14 protein-coding genes are annotated in these 15,133 nt (G+C 72.9%); 6 read left to right on the forward strand and 8 right to left on the reverse strand.

All coding sequences use genetic code 11. From position 1 onward, the window contains the following. Nucleotides 1-6 precede the first annotated feature (6 nt). Nucleotides 7-357: a hypothetical protein gene (locus QEZ54_RS13515; protein WP_281304920.1), complete on the reverse strand. Its 351-nt coding sequence runs from the start codon at nucleotides 355-357 to the stop codon at nucleotides 7-9. 335 nt (nucleotides 358-692) lie between these two features. On the opposite strand from QEZ54_RS13515, the gene QEZ54_RS13520 reads away from it, so the two are divergent. Continuing rightward, a complete protein-coding gene (locus QEZ54_RS13520; RefSeq protein ID WP_281304921.1) occupies nucleotides 693-1,622 on the forward strand; it encodes a polysaccharide deacetylase family protein in 930 nt (309 codons plus the stop codon). 70 nt (nucleotides 1,623-1,692) lie between these two features. On the opposite strand, the gene QEZ54_RS13525 is transcribed toward QEZ54_RS13520, so the two are convergent. Then, nucleotides 1,693-1,899: a hypothetical protein gene (locus QEZ54_RS13525; protein WP_281304922.1), complete on the reverse strand. Its 207-nt coding sequence runs from the start codon at nucleotides 1,897-1,899 to the stop codon at nucleotides 1,693-1,695. A gap of 17 nt (nucleotides 1,900-1,916) precedes the next feature. After that, entirely contained in the window at nucleotides 1,917-2,924 is a 1,008-nt protein-coding gene (gene bioB, locus QEZ54_RS13530) for a biotin synthase BioB (RefSeq protein ID WP_281304923.1), read from the reverse strand. Between the two features lie 70 nt (nucleotides 2,925-2,994). Between bioB and QEZ54_RS13535 the strand changes: the two genes are divergently transcribed. After that, nucleotides 2,995-4,131, forward strand: a complete 1,137-nt coding sequence (locus QEZ54_RS13535) for an 8-amino-7-oxononanoate synthase (protein ID WP_281304924.1) — start codon at nucleotides 2,995-2,997, stop codon at nucleotides 4,129-4,131. After that, nucleotides 4,128-4,865: a dethiobiotin synthase gene (bioD, locus tag QEZ54_RS13540; protein ID WP_281304925.1), complete on the forward strand. Its 738-nt coding sequence runs from the start codon at nucleotides 4,128-4,130 to the stop codon at nucleotides 4,863-4,865. Before QEZ54_RS13535 ends, bioD begins: the two co-directional genes overlap by 4 nt. Nucleotides 4,866-5,140: 275 nt before the next feature. Here bioD and QEZ54_RS13545 read toward each other — a convergent pair whose 3' ends face one another. Continuing rightward, the gene (locus tag QEZ54_RS13545) at nucleotides 5,141-6,262 is read right to left on the reverse strand and encodes a cytochrome P450 (protein WP_281305171.1); all 1,122 of its coding nucleotides are present in this window, start codon (nucleotides 6,260-6,262) and stop codon (nucleotides 5,141-5,143) included. 237 nt (nucleotides 6,263-6,499) lie between these two features. Between QEZ54_RS13545 and QEZ54_RS13550 the strand changes: the two genes are divergently transcribed. Together QEZ54_RS13550 and QEZ54_RS13555 are read left to right on the forward strand one after the other, a co-directional pair. Next, a complete protein-coding gene (locus tag QEZ54_RS13550) occupies nucleotides 6,500-6,832 on the forward strand; it encodes a hypothetical protein (protein ID WP_281304926.1) in 333 nt (110 codons plus the stop codon). 128 nt (nucleotides 6,833-6,960) lie between these two features. Beyond that, on the forward strand, nucleotides 6,961-7,290 hold the full coding sequence (locus QEZ54_RS13555; protein ID WP_281304927.1) for a hypothetical protein: 330 nt from the start codon (nucleotides 6,961-6,963) through the stop codon (nucleotides 7,288-7,290). A gap of 46 nt (nucleotides 7,291-7,336) precedes the next feature. Here the strand turns inward: QEZ54_RS13555 and QEZ54_RS13560 are convergent, their stop codons facing one another. Both QEZ54_RS13560 and QEZ54_RS13565 read right to left on the reverse strand, forming a co-directional pair. Beyond that, nucleotides 7,337-8,383 carry a zinc-dependent alcohol dehydrogenase family protein gene (locus tag QEZ54_RS13560; RefSeq protein ID WP_281304928.1) on the reverse strand — a complete coding sequence of 349 codons (1,047 nt, stop codon included), beginning with the start codon at nucleotides 8,381-8,383 and terminating at the stop codon, nucleotides 7,337-7,339. Nucleotides 8,384-8,448: 65 nt separating this feature from the next. Beyond that, the gene (locus QEZ54_RS13565) at nucleotides 8,449-9,948 is read right to left on the reverse strand and encodes a beta-N-acetylhexosaminidase (RefSeq protein ID WP_281304929.1); all 1,500 of its coding nucleotides are present in this window, start codon (nucleotides 9,946-9,948) and stop codon (nucleotides 8,449-8,451) included. Nucleotides 9,949-10,195: 247 nt separating this feature from the next. Between QEZ54_RS13565 and QEZ54_RS13570 the strand changes: the two genes are divergently transcribed. Then, nucleotides 10,196-11,233, forward strand: a complete 1,038-nt coding sequence (locus QEZ54_RS13570; RefSeq protein ID WP_281304930.1) for a LacI family DNA-binding transcriptional regulator — start codon at nucleotides 10,196-10,198, stop codon at nucleotides 11,231-11,233. A gap of 49 nt (nucleotides 11,234-11,282) precedes the next feature. On the opposite strand, the gene QEZ54_RS13575 is transcribed toward QEZ54_RS13570, so the two are convergent. Then, nucleotides 11,283-12,608, reverse strand: coding sequence for a VCBS repeat domain-containing M23 family metallopeptidase (locus tag QEZ54_RS13575; protein WP_281304931.1), 1,326 nt, complete (start codon nucleotides 12,606-12,608; stop codon nucleotides 11,283-11,285). A 385-nt stretch (nucleotides 12,609-12,993) separates the two neighbouring features. Further along, a complete protein-coding gene (locus tag QEZ54_RS13580) occupies nucleotides 12,994-15,057 on the reverse strand; it encodes a prolyl oligopeptidase family serine peptidase (RefSeq protein ID WP_281304932.1) in 2,064 nt (687 codons plus the stop codon). Nucleotides 15,058-15,133: the final 76 nt, after the last annotated feature.

Genomic DNA, 15,133 nt, shown 5'->3' on the forward strand with positions numbered 1-15,133 from the left:
TGGCCGTCACGGCACCCGGCTCTCTCGCTTGAGCCGCTCGAACTCCACCTTGGCCGCGTAGTCGGTCCCCGCGTACGCGTCGGTCGCCAGCAGCAGCGCCCGCGCCGTCTCGTCGAGGTTCTCGTCGGTGTCGGCGAGGAAGCTGCGCAGCGTGTCGCGCAGCTCCAGCCACGGCTGGTAGGCCGGACCCTGCGCGCCGCCGAACTGCGCGGGCCGGGTGAACGCGGCCGCCGCGTCGGCGCCGCCCACGAAACCGGCGGCGGCACCGTACTCGGCCGCGACGTCGGGCAGGTTCGTCTTCGCCATCGTGTAGAGCCGGAACAGGTCCGCCCCGAGATCACGCCCATGGTCGGGCATGCGCATCTCCTCCCCGCGCCGAGTGCGCCCGTCGATGCGACCCACGTTAGTGGATCGGACGCGTCCGCACGGCCCCGCCGGTGGCGGGCTACCGCCACCGTCCGATCTGGCCGGTCAGCCTAGCCCCTGGACGGCGGTGGCGCGGCGCCGGATCGGACGTGATTCCTGCCGCCGGTGACTCGCGCCCGACCAGCGGCGGACCGCACCCGGAAATCAGGCCGCTGCGCTGCGCGACCGGATGGTCTATCGTCGGGGCACCGCACCCCCGTGCCACCCCGCCGCACCCGTTCCGCACCCCGGCAAGATCCTGCACCCCCGCTCATTGGAGTCCCGCCATGCGTCGTCGCATCGCGGTGTCCGCGGTCGTCCTGCTGCTCGGCCTGGCCGGGTGCACGTCGACCAAGGACCCGGCCGCCTCGCCGAGCGCCACGTCGCCCTCAGTCTCCGTGGCCCCCTCGCCCTCCGACTCCCCTTCGCCGTCACCCTCGCCCTCGCCGTCGCCCAGCGCGTCGCCGAGCCCGAAGCCGACCCCGTCGCCGCCGCGACCGCCGAGCCCGAAGCCGACGAAGACCACCCCGGCGAGCGGGCCGATCTCCTGCACCGGCACGGCGACCCTGAACCGGCCCCGGGCCACCGGCACCGGCCCCGGCGGGTCCATCCTCAGGACCGGGACCGACGCGGTCGCGCTGACCTTCGACGACGGACCCGACCCGATCAACACCCCGAAGATCCTCGACATGCTCCGGCAGTGCGGCGTCAAGGCGACCTTCTGCCTGGTCGGCTTCCGGGCCCGGGACCGGCCGGACCTGGTCCGCCGCATCCACGAGGAGGGCCACACCCTCTGCAACCACTCCTGGCAGCACCTGACCGACCTGGGCAAGCGCGGCCGCGACTACATGCTCAAGGACCTGAGGGCCACCAACTCCGCCATCCTCAAGACGGTGCCGGACGCCAAGATCGCCTACTTCCGCGCCCCGGGCGGCAACTTCACCACCGAGATGGTGCAGGTCGCCAAGGAGCTGGGCATGCAGTCGATCTACTGGCACGTGGACCCGCGGGACTGGGACTCCTCGTCGTACGGCAAGGGCTCGGCGATGGTGCGCCACATCGTCTCGTCCGTCGAGGGCGGCGTCCGCCCCGGCTCGATCATCCTGTCGCACGACAACGGCAAGCCGGACACCATCACGGCCTACCGCACCCTGCTCCCGTGGCTGAAAGCCCGCTTCGACCTGATCGGCCTCCCCACCGACACGCCCCTCCCCTGAGCGAGACGTGAAGAAGGGCCCCTTCTGCATCGCATTGCGATAAGAAGGGGCCCTTCCTTGCGTTCGTGCCTCAGGGGAGGGGCGTGTCGGTGGGGGAGCCGTGGACGGAGCAGGCGGCGGTCCAGCCCGTCGGGACCACCTGCACCTTCATCCGGCGGCGGCACTGCGCGCAGTAGCGCGGCGGCTCCAGTTCGCGCGCCGCCCGGCAGGCCGTATGGTCGACCGCCGCCGCTTCCTCGCCGCAGCGGTCGCAGTACGTCACCGTCGTCTCCGTCATGGCCACTCCGCTTCCGGCTACAGTGTCGCCGACAGGGCCTTGACCGGCATCTTCAGCTCGGTCAGCAGCTCCAGGTCGGCGTTGGCCGGGCGGCCCAGCGTGGTCAGGTAGTTGCCCACGATCACCGCGTTGATGCCGCCGAGCAGGCCGTCGCGGGTGCCCAGGTCACCGAGGGTGATCTCGCGGCCGCCCGCGTACCGCAGGATGGTGCGCGGCAGCGCGAGCCGGAACGCCGCGATCGCCCGCAGCGCGTCCTTGGGGTCCATCACCGGCTGGTCGCCCAGCGGGGTGCCCGGCCGCGGGTTCAGGAAGTTCAGCGGCACCTCGTCCGGCTCCAGCTCGGCCAGCTGCGCGGCGAACTCGGCGCGCTGCGCCAGCGTCTCGCCCAGGCCGATGATGCCGCCGCAGCACACCTCCATCCCGGAGTCGCGCACCATCTTCAGCGTGCCCCAGCGCTCCTCCCAGGAGTGCGTGGTGACCACGTTCGGGAAGTACGACCGGCAGGTCTCCAGGTTGTGGTTGTACCGGTGCACGCCCATGTCGACCAGCTCGTCGACCTGCTCCTGGGACAGCATGCCCAGGCTCGCGGCGACGTTGATGTCCACGGCCGCCTTGATCGCGGCGACGCCGTCGCGCATCTGCTGCATCAGCTTCGCGTCCGGACCGCGTACGGCCGCGACGATGCAGAACTCGCTGGCCCCGGTGGCCGCCGTCTGCCTGGCCGCCTCCACCAGCGACGGGATGTCCAGCCACACCGAGCGCACCGGTGAGGAGAACAGGCCGGACTGGGAGCAGAAGTGGCAGTCCTCGGGGCAGCCGCCGGTCTTCAGCGACACGATCCCCTCGACCTCGACCTCGGGGCCGCACCAGCGCATGCGCACCTCGTGGGCGAGCTGGAGCGCGGCCGGGATGTCCGCGTCGGGCAGTTGGAGGACGGCGAGGATGTCCGCCTCCTCCAGTCCGAGCCCCTGTTCGAGGACACGGGTGCGAGCACGGTCGAGCACGGATGAAGAGCTGGTGGACATGGGCGTACCCTACCAACGCGGCCAGGGCGGATCTGCCGAAGGCCGAGTGATCTGTGGATGAGTTGGGTTGATGGGCGACTGGCTGAGCACCCTGCGCCGGAAGGCGGAGCTGCGCGAACGCGCCGGACTGCGGCGCGAACTGCGTCCACGTGAGGTTGGCGACACGATGACCGACCTCGCGGGCAACGACTACCTGGGCCTGTCCCGGCACCCCGAGGTGATCGCGGCGGCGACCCGCGCCCTGACCGGGTACGGCCTGGGCGCGACCGGTTCCCGCCTGGTCCGCGGCACCACCGACGCGCACGCCGCGCTGGAGGACGCGCTCGCGCACCGGCTCGGCACCGACCGGGCGCTGGTCTACTCCAGCGGCTACCTGGCCAACCTCGGCGTGGTCCGCGCCCTGTCCCAGCCCCGTACGCTGCTGGTCTGCGACGCCCACTGCCACGCCTCGCTCCTCGACGGCTGCCGCCTGGCCGGCGTCGAGACGGCCGTCTTCGCCCACGGGGACCCCGCGGCCGCCGCGGCGGTCCTCGCCGCCCATCCGGGCCGCCCCGCGGTGGTGCTCACCGAGTCGGTCTTCTCCGTCGACGGCGACCTCGCCCGGCTGGCCGAACTGCACGCGGTGGCCCGTGCCCACAATGCGCTGCTGCTGGTGGACGACGCGCACGGCCTCGGCGTGATCGGACCGGCCGGCGCCGGGGGCGTGGTCGCCGCCGGGATCGCGGGTGAGCCGGACGTCGTGGTCACCGCCACCCTGTCCAAGGCGCTGGGCGGTGCGGGCGGCGTGGTCGCCGGGCCGGAGGCGCTGATCCGGCACCTGATCGACACGGGCCGTACCTTCATCTTCGACACCGCCCTGCCCCCGGCCGTGACCGCCGGTGTGTCCGCCGCGCTGGCGGTATCCGCCACCCGCGACGACCTGCGGGCTACGCTGCACGAGCGCGCGCGTCAGATCCGCGACACGCTGCGCGGTGCCGGGCTGGAGGTCACCGACCCGGCGGGCGGCGTCGTGTCCGTCACCGCCGACTCGGCCGAGCAGGCCTGGGCCTGGGCCGGCGCCTGCCGGGACAAGGGCGTGGCGGTCGGCTGCTTCCGCCCGCCGTCCACCCCGGACCCGCGGTCGCGGCTGCGGTTGACGGTCAACGCGGGCGTTCCGGCCGAGCAGTTCGCGCGGGCATTGGAGATCATCGTGGAGGTACGGCCGTGAGCACGGCGCTACGGGGAATCGTGCTGGTCACCGGCACCGACACCGGGGTCGGCAAGACCATCGTCACGGCGGCCGTGGCCGCCGCCGCCGGCGCGGACGGGCTGCGCGTCGGCGTGGTCAAACCGGCGCAGACCGGCGTCGACCCGTCGTACGGCGAGGTCTCCGACATGGAGATCGTCAACCGCCTCGCCGCCCCGGCGACGGTGACGACGCTGCACGAGTTCCCCGACCCGCTCGCGCCGACGGCCGCCGCGCGGGTCGCGCAGCTCGAACCCCCGGACATGTTCGAGGTCATCGACCGGATCAAGGGCGTCGCCGCCGAGCACGACCTGACCCTGGTCGAGGGCGCGGGCGGGCTGCTGGTGCCGATGGGCACCCACCCCGGCGGCTCCCAGTGGACCCTGGCCGACCTGGCCGTGGCGCTGTCGGCACCCGCGATCGTGGTGGCCCGCGCCGGGCTGGGCACGCTCAACCACACCGCGCTGACGCTGGAGGCGATGGGCCGCCGCAGCATCCGGGCGTACCCGGTGCTGGGCGCCTGGCCCGACCGGCCCGAGCTGGTGCACTACACCAACCTCGCCGACCTGCCCGACGACCTGTACGGCCTGCTCCCCGACGGCGCCGGCGACATCGACCCCGGCGTCTTCCGCCGCAGCGCCCCCGAGTGGCTCCACCCGGCCCTCCACGGCACCGCCGACGACCCCCGCCTCCTCACCGAACCCGCCGACGACTGACCTGCGGAAAGGAAGGGTCCCTTCTTATCGCTTTCCGTAGCAGAAGGGCCCCCTCTTAACGCGACCGCTCTGAGGCGCTCAGCCGGCCCGGATGCCATGCGCCGGGTGATCGTGCAGTTTCGGGGAAACTGCGCGAATCGCGGTCAAGATTCCAGCACTTTCCCCGAAACTGCGCCTCCCGCCGACCGCCCTGAGCGGGGCGGGCTCCTGCGCGATGCGGACGGAGTTAAGAAGGGGCCCTTCACCTACGGAAAGCGATAAGAAGGGGCCCTTCCTTACCCCAGGGCGGGGTGGCGGATGGTGAAGGTGTCCGGCATGCGGAAGCTGAGGTTGTCGGGGCACCAGGGGGCGCGGACCACCTCGGCTCGGCGGAGCAGGGGAGCGGTCTCCGCGACGACGACGGCGGCCTCCATCCGGGAGAGCTGGGCGCCGACGCAGCGGTGGGCGCCCGCGCCGAAGGCCAGGTGGCGGCGGGAGCCGCGCTGGCCGGGTACGAAGTCGTGCGGGTGCTCGGCCACGTGGTGCCCGGCGCGGGCCAGCCAGAGCACGATGCTGCGCCCGCGCGGCACGGCCACGCCGTCGAGTTCGGTGTCGTACGCGGTGACGCGGCGCCAGGTCGGGATCGGCGGCTCCAGCCGCAGGCCCTCCTCGACCACGTCGTCGACCGCGATCGTGCCCCGGGCCAGCCCGGCCAGCACGGCGGGCTCGCCGGTGAGCCGGTGCAGCAGCAGGGTCAGGAACTGCGAGGTGGTCTCCTGCCCGGCGACCAGCAGGAAGAACAGCGCCCCGACCGGGGTGTCGCGGTGCAGCCCGTGGGCGGCGGTGTAGTCGCGCAGCTCGCCGACCATGCCGCCGGCGGTGGCGGCGAAGTCGCGCAGCATGGCGTGGAACCGCCCGACCGTGTCGGCGAGGACCAGCTGGCGCGGGGCGTCGAGGGGTGCCCAGAACAGTTCGAGCGCGGCCCGGGAGAACTCCTTGACCACGGCCGCGTCGGCGGCGGGCAGGTCGACCAGGCGGGCCAGCACCAGCAGGGGCAGGTCGGCGGCGAGCTCGGCGTAGAGGTCGACGGGTTCGCCCGCGCGCAGCCGGGCCGACAGCGCCGTGACCCGGCGGCGGACCAGGCCGGTGAGCCACGGCTGCTGCTCGGCGACCCGGGTGGGGTGCAGTGCGCGGGCGGTGATCTCGCGGATGGCCGGGTGGGACGCGCCGCCGTTGTTGGCCAGCGTCGGCGGCAGGCGGAAGCCGTACGAGGTGAGCACGCGCATCGCGCTCACCGGCATCGGCGTGATCGCGTCGAGCGCGTTGTCGGGGCGGAACGTGTCGGGGTCGGCCAGCACCCGCTTGATCACCTCGGGCCGGGTCACCACCACGTGGCGTACGCCGACGTGGTCGCGCACCTCGACGGTGGCGTCACCGGCCCCGCGCGGAGCCTGGTCCCAGGTCCGGAACAGCACTCGACCACGGTACAAGGCGCCGCCGCGGGGACCTTGGGGAGGTCGCGCCGGGTGCGACCGCCCACACCTGATCGGCGGGATATTGAGACATGCACATCGCACTATGACATGAGAGACTCATGATATTCGATCGAATCCGCGCTCGGAGAGCTCCGGGCGCGAGTCTCACCTGGAGGACCGATGCGCATCTCTTCCGCTGTCGTCAGGGCCGGGCTGACCCTGGCCGCCATCGGCGCGGCGCTGGCCGTACCCACCGCGGCCCAGGCGGCGGGCAGCACCGTGAGCTGTGAGTCCGGCTACAGCACCATCATCTGCGGGCTGAGCGGCGGTCCGGTCGACAGCGTGAAGTGGTCCAGGAACGGCAGCTACATTCAGGCCTGGGACAACCAGATGAGCGTCACCGGCGGGTGCGCCAGCGGCCAGTGGTACACGTTCACGGCCACGGTGACGGTCGGCGGCGTGGTCGAGACGCCCTCGTACAGCCTCCTGTGCTGGCGGGGCCCATGGCGCTGACACGCTGACGCCCCCCGAACCGCCAGCTGTTCAAACATTTACATGTGAGCATGGAATGGCGGCCGGGGGCTGCTCGATACTTGGCGGGCCGGAGATCCCGGCGGAACGGACTCCACTGTGGAGGATCGATGCGCACGTCTTCTGCCGTCCTCGGGGCGGGCGTGGCCCTGGCAGCCCTCGGTGCGACGCTGCTCGGCGCCGCACCGGCGATGGCCGCGACCCACGTCGTCGGCTGCGAGCCGGGCTACAGCACCATCGCCTGCGAGCTGTCCGGCCCCAAGGCCGACAGCATCAAGTGGAGCATGAACGGGGTGTACATCCCGAGCTGGGACAACAAGGTGAGCGTCTTCACCGCGTGCACGCCCGGCCAGCGCTACTCGTTCAAGGCGACGGTCACCACCGGCGGGGTGGTCGAGGCGCCCGTCTACAACGCCGTCTGCCGCCGGGTCCCCAGCTGAAGCATCCCTGCCCGGACGCCGTCTCCGCGAGGGGGCGGCGTCCGGCTCACTCCGGGCGCTGCGGCTCGATGACGGTGATGCCGGTCGGCGGGCGCTCGCCCATCGCGGCCAGGGCCGCCGGGACGCCCGACAGCGGGATGCTCACGGTGACCAGTGAGTCCGGGCGGATCCGGTCGAGCACCAGCCGCAGCAGCTCCGGGTAGTCGTCGGCGGACAGGCCGTGGCTGCCGAGGATCTCCAGCTCGTACCCGATGACGCGGCTCATCGGCAGGGCCGGGTCGCCGACCGCCGAGGGCAGCAGCCCGACCTGCACGTGGCGGCCCCGGCGGCGCAGGCTGAGGATGGCGGCGGTGGCGGTCACCGAACTGCCCAGCGCGTCCAGCGTCAGGTGCGCGCCCCCGCCGGTGAGTTCGCGGACCGCCTCGACCGGGTCGGACTCGGCACTGTTGACCGTGGCGACCGCGCCGTGCGACCGGGCCAGGGCGAGCGCGCCCGGTGAGACGTCGACCGCGATGACCCGGGCGCCGTACGCGGTGGCGATCATGACGGCGGACAGGCCGACGCCGCCGCAGCCGTACACGGCGACCCATTCGCCCGGCGCGACCCGGCCCTGCGCCGTGACCGCCCGGTACGCGGTGGCGAACCGGCAGCCCAGCGCGGCCGCGGCCGCGTACGACAGCTCCGGCGGCAGCGACACCAGGTTCACGTCGGCGTGGTGGATCACGGTGTACTGCGCGAAAGAGCCCCAGTGGGTGAACCCGGGCTGGGTCTGCCGCTCGCACACCTGGTGGTCCCCGGCCCGGCAGGACGGGCAGGACCCGCAGCCGCACACGAACGGCACGGTGACCCGGTCGCCGGGCCGCCAGCGCCGCACCCCGTCGCCGACCGCGTGCACCACCCCGGCCAGCTCGTGGCCGGGCACGTGCGGGAACGTCGCGATGTCGGGGTCGTGGCCCATCCAGCCGTGCCAGTCGCTGCGGCACAGCCCGGTCGCCTCGACCCGGACCACCGCCCCGGCGGGCGGCGCCACCGGGTCGGGCACCTCGCGGACCTGCGGGATCGCCCCGAACCCGTCGTAGACCACCGCGCGCATACAGTCATCCTCCCCGCTGTGCACCGCGCGGCCTTCTGCACGCGGTGCACAGCAGGATATGTCGATCAGTCGAGCGGGCGGTAGGTCACGCCCATGGCGTCGAAGCGCGGCAGCTGCGCGGCCAGTCGCCGCCGGAACTCCGCCTCGTCGCCGCGGGTGCCCCAGCCCGCCTCGGCCACCGCGCACAGGCGGGGGAGCAAGTTGTACTCGGCGCGGGCGGGGGTGGGCAGGTACTCGGTCCACAGGTTGCCCTGCACGCCGATCACCCGGTGGCCGTTGTCCGGGGCGTCGGCCGGCTCGGGGTCGTAGCCGTACACGGTGGACAGCGGGGTGGGGCCCGAGCCGATCGACAGCGGCTCGCCCTCGGCCATCGACTCGTTGTAGTCCAGGTAGACGTGGCTCTGCGGGGTGGCGATGACGTCGTGGCCGTCGCGCAGCGCCGCGACCACGCGGTCCTGGGCGCGCCAGGCCATGATCACCGCGTCGGCGGGCACGCCCCGGCCGACCAGCTCGTCCCAGACCACGACCCGGCGGCCGTGCCCGCGCAGGTGGTCGGCGAGCTGGTTGATCCACCAGCCGAGCAGGTCCTCGGGGTCGGTGAGGCCGAGTTCGGCCATCCGGGCGCGGCCGCTCTCGCCGGCCAGCCACTCGCGCGGCGGCACCTCGTCGCCGCCGAGGTGGATCAGCTCGCTCGGGAACACGTCGACCAGCTCGTCGAGCACCTCGCGCAGCACCGCGACGGTGGCGTCGTCGCAGTTGAGCACCCGGTCGTGGATGCCCCACCGGGTGGCCGTCGCGTGCCGTACCTCGGGGAAGTTGCCCAGCTCCGGGTAGGCGGCCACGGCCGCGACGGTGTGGCCGGGCAGGTCGATCTCGGGTACGACGGTGACGCCGCGCCGGGCCGCATACGCGACCAGCCCGCGCAGCTCGTCCTGGGTGTAGTAGCCGCCGTGCGGCTCGCCGTCGCTGCGCCCCTCGCGCTCGTGCCCGACCGGCGACTCGGCGCGCCAGCCGCCCACTGAGGTGAGCCTGGGGTGGCGGCGCACCTCGAAGCGCCAGCCCTGGTCCTCGGTCAGGTGCAGGTGCAGTGTGTTCATCCGGTGCATCGCGATCAGGTCGACCACGGTGTACAGCCACGACACCGGCTTGTACCAGCGGCCGACGTCGATCATGATGCCGCGCCACGGGTAGCGCGGGCTGTCGGTGATCTCGACGTACGGCAGGGACCGGGCGGTGCCGGGCACGGGCCGCGCCGCGTACGCCGCGACCGGCAGCAGCTGCCGCAGCGCCTGCACCGCCCAGCGCAGTCCGGCGAGCGTCACGGCGGTGGCGTGCACCCCCGTCTCGTCCACGATCAGGGTGTAGCCCTCGTCGCCCAGGTGGGCGGCGCCGCCGAGGCTGAACCGCAGGCCGCCGGGGCCGTCGGGCAGCGGCAGGCGGGTCGCGGGGGTGAGCAGTTCGCGCAGCAGCGCGGCGATCTCGGCGGGCGCGTCGACGACGGTGTCGGCGGTCAGCGTCCACTCGCCGGGGCGGGACGCGTACGACGTGGGCTGGGGGATCAGCACGACGGCTCCTCCTCGGACCCGCGCGGCGGCAGGTCAGTGCTCAGAAAACGATTTCCGTAGGCGTGGGCGCACCGTGGTACGTCTTCTTAACAGTAGCCAAGGTCGGTCGGATCGCCGGGCGCGATCGGGCCGCGGCGGCCCCGGCGCGGGCGGGCCCGGCCGTGGACACCGGATCGGCGCGACGAGTAGTGTAAACGCTTTCTCGAGGCGTTTCCGCTGCTCGTCCTCGTACCAACGGGGGTTCTCCATGACGACCAAGCGACCCACCATCCGCGACGTCGCGGCGCTCGCCGGGGTGTCGGTGGCCACGGTCTCGCGCGTGCTCTCCGGCGACTACCCGGTCGCCGGGGCCACGCGCACCCGGGTGCAGCGCGCGGTCCGCGACCTCGACTACGTCGTCAACGCGCACGCCCGCGCGCTGTCCGGCGCCACCTCGAAGGTCGTCGCCATCGTCATGTTCAACGTGACCACGCCGTTCTACGCGCACATCGCCGCGGGCGTCGAGGCGCAGGCCGCCGAGGCCGACCGGCTCTGCCTGGTCTGCACCACCGGCGGCGACCCCGACCGGGAGCTGGAGATCGTCAAGCTGATGCGCGAGCAGCACGCCGACGCGGTGATCCTGGTCGGCGGCGTCACCATGACCGACGACTACCGCGAGCGGATGCACCGCTACGCCAAGGCGCTGGAGGACGCGAACAGCCGCCTGGTCCTGTGCGGCCGCCCCGCGCCGTCGCCGGACTTCCCGGCCGTCACCGTCGAGTACGACAACGTCGGCGGCGCCTACGCCGCCACCAGCCACCTGCTGTCGGTCGGCCACCGCCGCATCGCCTTCCTGGGCGGCGCGGTCGGCAACACCACCTTCGACGGCCGCGACACCGGCTACCGCAGGGCGATGGCCGCGTTCGGCGCGACCGTCGACCCGGCCCTGGTCAGCCACCACGGCAGCCTCGGCCCGGAGTACGGCTTCGCGCGCGTCGGCGAGCTGCTCGCCGCCGGGACCGACTTCACCGCGATCTTCGCCGTCAACGACCACGTGGCGGCCGGCGCGATACGGGCCCTGCGCGCCGCGGGCAAGCGGGTCCCCGACGACGTCTCGATCATCGGGTATGACGACACCCCGTTCGCGCCGGACCTGTCCACGCCGCTGACCAGCGTGCACCTGCCGCACGACGAGCTGGGGCGCACGGCCGTGAGACTGGCGCTGCAGCGCACCGGCCCGGCCCGGCAGCACGTCATGCTCGGCACCCACATCACCATGCGAGACTCGGTCCGCCCGCTGGTCTGAGCGGCCCGCCGCCGACCCGGGGAAGGGGATCGACGGCGGGCCGCCGGCCTCACATGACGAACTTGAAGGTGCCCCAGCCGTTGCCGATCTGCACCGGCGCGGACAGCCCGGCACCGTTGTGCGGGTAGTACCAGAGCAGGCCGCCGGCGTCGACGCCGAGCACGTCGGCCGCGCCGTCACCGCTGAAGTCGACCGCGTTGACCTGCTTGAACGAGGCCCAGCCGTTGCCGATCTGGACGGGGGCGGACAGGGCAAGGCCGTTGTTCGGGTAGTACCAGAGCCTGCCGCTCGCGTCGACGCCGAGCACGTCGGCGTGGCCGTCGCCGCTGTAGTCGGCCGCGGTCACCTGCAGGAAGGTGCCCCAGCCGTTGCCGATCTGCACCGGCGCGGACAGCCCGGCACCGTTGTGCGGGTAGTACCAGAGCAGGCCGCCGGCGTCGACGCCGAGCACGTCGGCCGCGCCGTCACCGCTGAAGTCAGCGGCCATGACGTGCTTGAACGTGCCCCAGCCGTTGCCGATCTGGACGCGGGCGGACAGGGCCAGGCCGTTGTTCGGGTAGTACCAGAGCTTGCCGTCGGCGTCGACGCCGAGCACGTCGGCGGCGCCGTCACCGCTGTAGTCCGCGGCCATCACGAACTTGAAGGTGCCCCAGCCGTTGCCGATCTGCACGGGCGAGGACAGGGCCAGGCCGTTGTTGGCGTAGTAGAGCAGGTTCCCGGCGGAGTTGACGCCGAGCACGTCGGCGGCGCCGTCACCGCTGAAGTCGCTCACGTGGTCGTGCCGGTTGCCCCCGCCGCCGCAGTTGGCGCTGGTCGCGTTGCGGGCCGCCGAAACCGGTCCGTTGACGTAGATCGGGCCGGTGGAGGCGCTGCCGTCGGAGGTGATGCCCGAGGCCGCGCCGTTGAAGTAGGCCTCGGTCTTGCCGCCGTCGCGGCTCACCTCGTAGTGCAGGTGCGGGCCGGTCGAGTTGCCGGTGCTGCCGACCCGGCCGAGCTGCTGGCCCTGGGCCACGGACTGGCCCGAGCGGACCATCGGCGTCTCGATCATGTGCATGTACGTGCTGCGCCAGCCGCCGCCGTGATCGACGATCACGTAGTTGCCCCCGCCGCTGCCCCAGCCCGCGAACGCGACAGTGCCCCCGGCGGAGGCCAGGATGGCGCGGCCGCTGCTGCCGCCACCGGTGAACGTCATGTCGATGTCGTAGTCGTCGTGACCGGCGTACGTCGCCAGCCGCCAGGTCTCCCCGCAGGGGAACGGCAGCTGGAAGAAGGGCATCGGACCCGCCGCGTGGGCCGGGGCCGCCCCGACCCCCACCACCGCGGCCGACAGCATGAGGCACGCGCCCGCCAGGGCGCGCGAGATCTTTCCGGACATGTGCGTTTCCCATCAAGAGAACGACATTGGCCGGCGCAGAATAGATCCATCGACATATAGCGCGTATACATTCGACGGAGGGCGCGGCCCGCCCTCGGCCCTCCGCGCTGCCACGGCCCGGCCCCGGCCCAGCCTTGCCTGCCCGACCCTGCCCCGGGCTCCGGGCTCCGGCCTGGCCCCTCGCGTGGGGCTTGACTTCGACACTGGCCTATCTAGAGGACGGATCTTGGGAAATCGTCCACTGGATAGGCCAGCGTCGACATAAGGCGGGCGGGTGCGGCGTGCAGTTTCGGGGAAAGTGCACGAATGGCCGCCATGATTCGCGCAGTTTCCCTGAAACTGCGGTGATCATGGAGCCCTGCCGCCGCCCCGGGGGCGGGGGCGGTCAGGCGGCGCGGAGGTAGGTGAGGAGGAAGGCGGTGATCTCGGCTTCGTAGTGGGCGTGGGCGTAGCGGCCGGCGGGGCCGGTGTGGGCGCCCGCGCCGAGTTCGGTACGCAGGTAGACCGGCCCGTCGCCGGCCGACGCGGTGGCGCGCAGGCGGGCGACCCACTTGGCCGGCTCGTGCACCATCACCCGCGGATCGTGCAGCGCCGCCGTGGCCAGCAGCGGCGGCCGCGTCCCGACCGGCGGATTCTCGTACGGCGAGTAAGCCCGCAGCCACGCGAACTCCTCGGCCCGCCGCGGATCCCCCCACTCGTCCCACTCGTTGACGGTCAGCGGGATGTCCGGGTCCAGCATCGTCGTGACCACGTCCACGAACGCGACCTCGGCGACGACCGCCGCCCAGCGCTCCGGCCGCATCGAGTACACCGCACCCTGCAGCAGCCCGCCCGCCGACAGCCCGCGCGTGCCCAGCCGGGTGCCGTCGGCGATCCCGGCGGCGAGCCAGTCCGCGACGGCGAGGTGGTCGGTGAAGGTGTTGGCCTTGGCGCCCAGGCGGCCGCCCTGCCACCAGGCGCGGCCGTTCTCGCCGCCGCCGCGCGGGTGGGTGAGCGCGTAGACGACGCCCCGGTCGAGCACGCTGGGCAGCACCGGATCGAACTCGGGGTCGAGGCAGGCCTCGTAGGCGCCGTACCCGTAGAGCAGGGCGGGGGCGGTGCCGTCGAGCGGGGTGTCGGCGCGCCAGGCCAGCGTGACCGGCACCGGGGTGCCGTCGGGGGCGGTGGCGTGGCGGCGCTCGGTGCGGTACGCGGCCGGGTCGTAGCCGGGCACCTCGTGGCGTTTGCGCAGTTCGCGGCGGCCGGTACGCAGGTCGGCGCGGTGCCATTCGGGCGGGTGGACCAGGGATTCGACGCGGACGGTGACGCTCGTGTCGTCGTACTCGACGGGGGTGGCGATGGTGACGCTGCCCGCCGCCAGCCCGGATCCGATCTCGACCTCGGCGCCGGTGCTCCGGTCGACGGCCCGCAGCAGGGCGAAGCCGTCGCGGCGCAGTTCGCACAGCCAGTGGGTACGCAGGGCGTGGCAGGCGACCAGGCGCTCGCCCGGCCGGGCGGCCAGCAGTTCGGTCCAGTGCTCGGCGCCCGGGGTCTCGACGGGAGCGGTGACCACCCGGAACTCGGGGGCGTCGGCGTCGGTGGTGATGACCAGGTGCCCGTCGGCGTGGTCGACGCGGTAGTCGACGCCGCTCCGGCGCGGCGCGACGACGGCGGGGCGCGCGTGCGGGTCGTGCGCGGGGACCAGGTGCCATTCGCTGGTGTCGCGGCTGCGCGACTCGATCATGATCCAGTACAGGTCCCGGCTGGCCCGGACGGTGAGCTCGTAGCGGGCGTCGTCCTCCTGCAGCACCAGCGCGTCGTCGGCGGCGGGCGTGCCGACGGTGTGCCGCCAGACCTGGTGCGGGCGGAACAGCTCGTCGTGCACGGTGTAGAAGAACGTGCGCGAGTCGGCGCTCCACGCCCCGGTGTAGTAGGTGCGGGGCAGCTCCTCCGAAAGGTCCGTCAACGTCGCCAACTGGCGGAACCGCAGCCGATACACCTCGTCACCGGTGGTATCCACGGAGTAGGCCAGGAGCGTGTTGTCGGGGCTGATCTCCCGCAGCCCGATCTCGGCGAATCCGTCGGCACCGGCGAGAAGGGCGCCGTCCAGCAGTACGCGGTCGCGGTCGCCGTCATGCCCGGCTTGTAACAACTGCTCGTACTCACTACCGGCGACGGTCCGGGTGTAGTAGAAACGTGAACCACGTCTCCAACTGACTGAGTCATCAGTCGGAATGAGGCGTTGCTCCACCTCGTGGAACACCTCGGTCCGGGTGCGTTCATACCGGCCGGCGGCGGCATCGTGGTACTCGCGCTCGGCGCGCAGGTAGGCGAGAAACCGCGGGTCGTCGTGGTCGCGCATCCACCCGTACTCGTCGGTCCACCGGCGTCCGTGCAGCTCATGCTCGCGCGGCTCGGTCGGGGCGACCGGCGGGACGGCAGCTTCGTGATCTTCGGGATCGTGCGGCATGACCGGGGACCTTACCCGCCAAGCCCTCGGGCACCAAGGGAGAGAACCTGATGAGCAGCACTCCTCCTGCTCCTAA

This window comes from Catellatospora sp. KI3 (assembly GCF_029948125.1).
Classification (GTDB): Bacteria; Actinomycetota; Actinomycetes; order Mycobacteriales; family Micromonosporaceae; genus Catellatospora.

What these genes read in the sequence shown, in the direction of transcription:
- QEZ54_RS13515 (WP_281304920.1), bottom strand. Translation starts at nt 357, where the DNA reads ATGCCCGACCATGGGCGTGATCTCGGGGCGGACCTGTTCCGGCTCTAC.
- QEZ54_RS13520 (WP_281304921.1), top strand. Translation starts at nt 693, where the DNA reads ATGCGTCGTCGCATCGCGGTGTCCGCGGTCGTCCTGCTGCTCGGCCTG.
- QEZ54_RS13525 (WP_281304922.1), bottom strand. Translation starts at nt 1,899, where the DNA reads ATGACGGAGACGACGGTGACGTACTGCGACCGCTGCGGCGAGGAAGCG.
- bioB (WP_281304923.1), bottom strand. Translation starts at nt 2,924, where the DNA reads ATGTCCACCAGCTCTTCATCCGTGCTCGACCGTGCTCGCACCCGTGTC.
- QEZ54_RS13535 (WP_281304924.1), top strand. Translation starts at nt 2,995, where the DNA reads ATGGGCGACTGGCTGAGCACCCTGCGCCGGAAGGCGGAGCTGCGCGAA.
- QEZ54_RS13550 (WP_281304926.1), top strand. Translation starts at nt 6,500, where the DNA reads ATGCGCATCTCTTCCGCTGTCGTCAGGGCCGGGCTGACCCTGGCCGCC.
- QEZ54_RS13555 (WP_281304927.1), top strand. Translation starts at nt 6,961, where the DNA reads ATGCGCACGTCTTCTGCCGTCCTCGGGGCGGGCGTGGCCCTGGCAGCC.
- QEZ54_RS13560 (WP_281304928.1), bottom strand. Translation starts at nt 8,383, where the DNA reads ATGCGCGCGGTGGTCTACGACGGGTTCGGGGCGATCCCGCAGGTCCGC.
- QEZ54_RS13570 (WP_281304930.1), top strand. Translation starts at nt 10,196, where the DNA reads ATGACGACCAAGCGACCCACCATCCGCGACGTCGCGGCGCTCGCCGGG.
- QEZ54_RS13575 (WP_281304931.1), bottom strand. Translation starts at nt 12,608, where the DNA reads ATGTCCGGAAAGATCTCGCGCGCCCTGGCGGGCGCGTGCCTCATGCTG.
- QEZ54_RS13580 (WP_281304932.1), bottom strand. Translation starts at nt 15,057, where the DNA reads ATGCCGCACGATCCCGAAGATCACGAAGCTGCCGTCCCGCCGGTCGCC.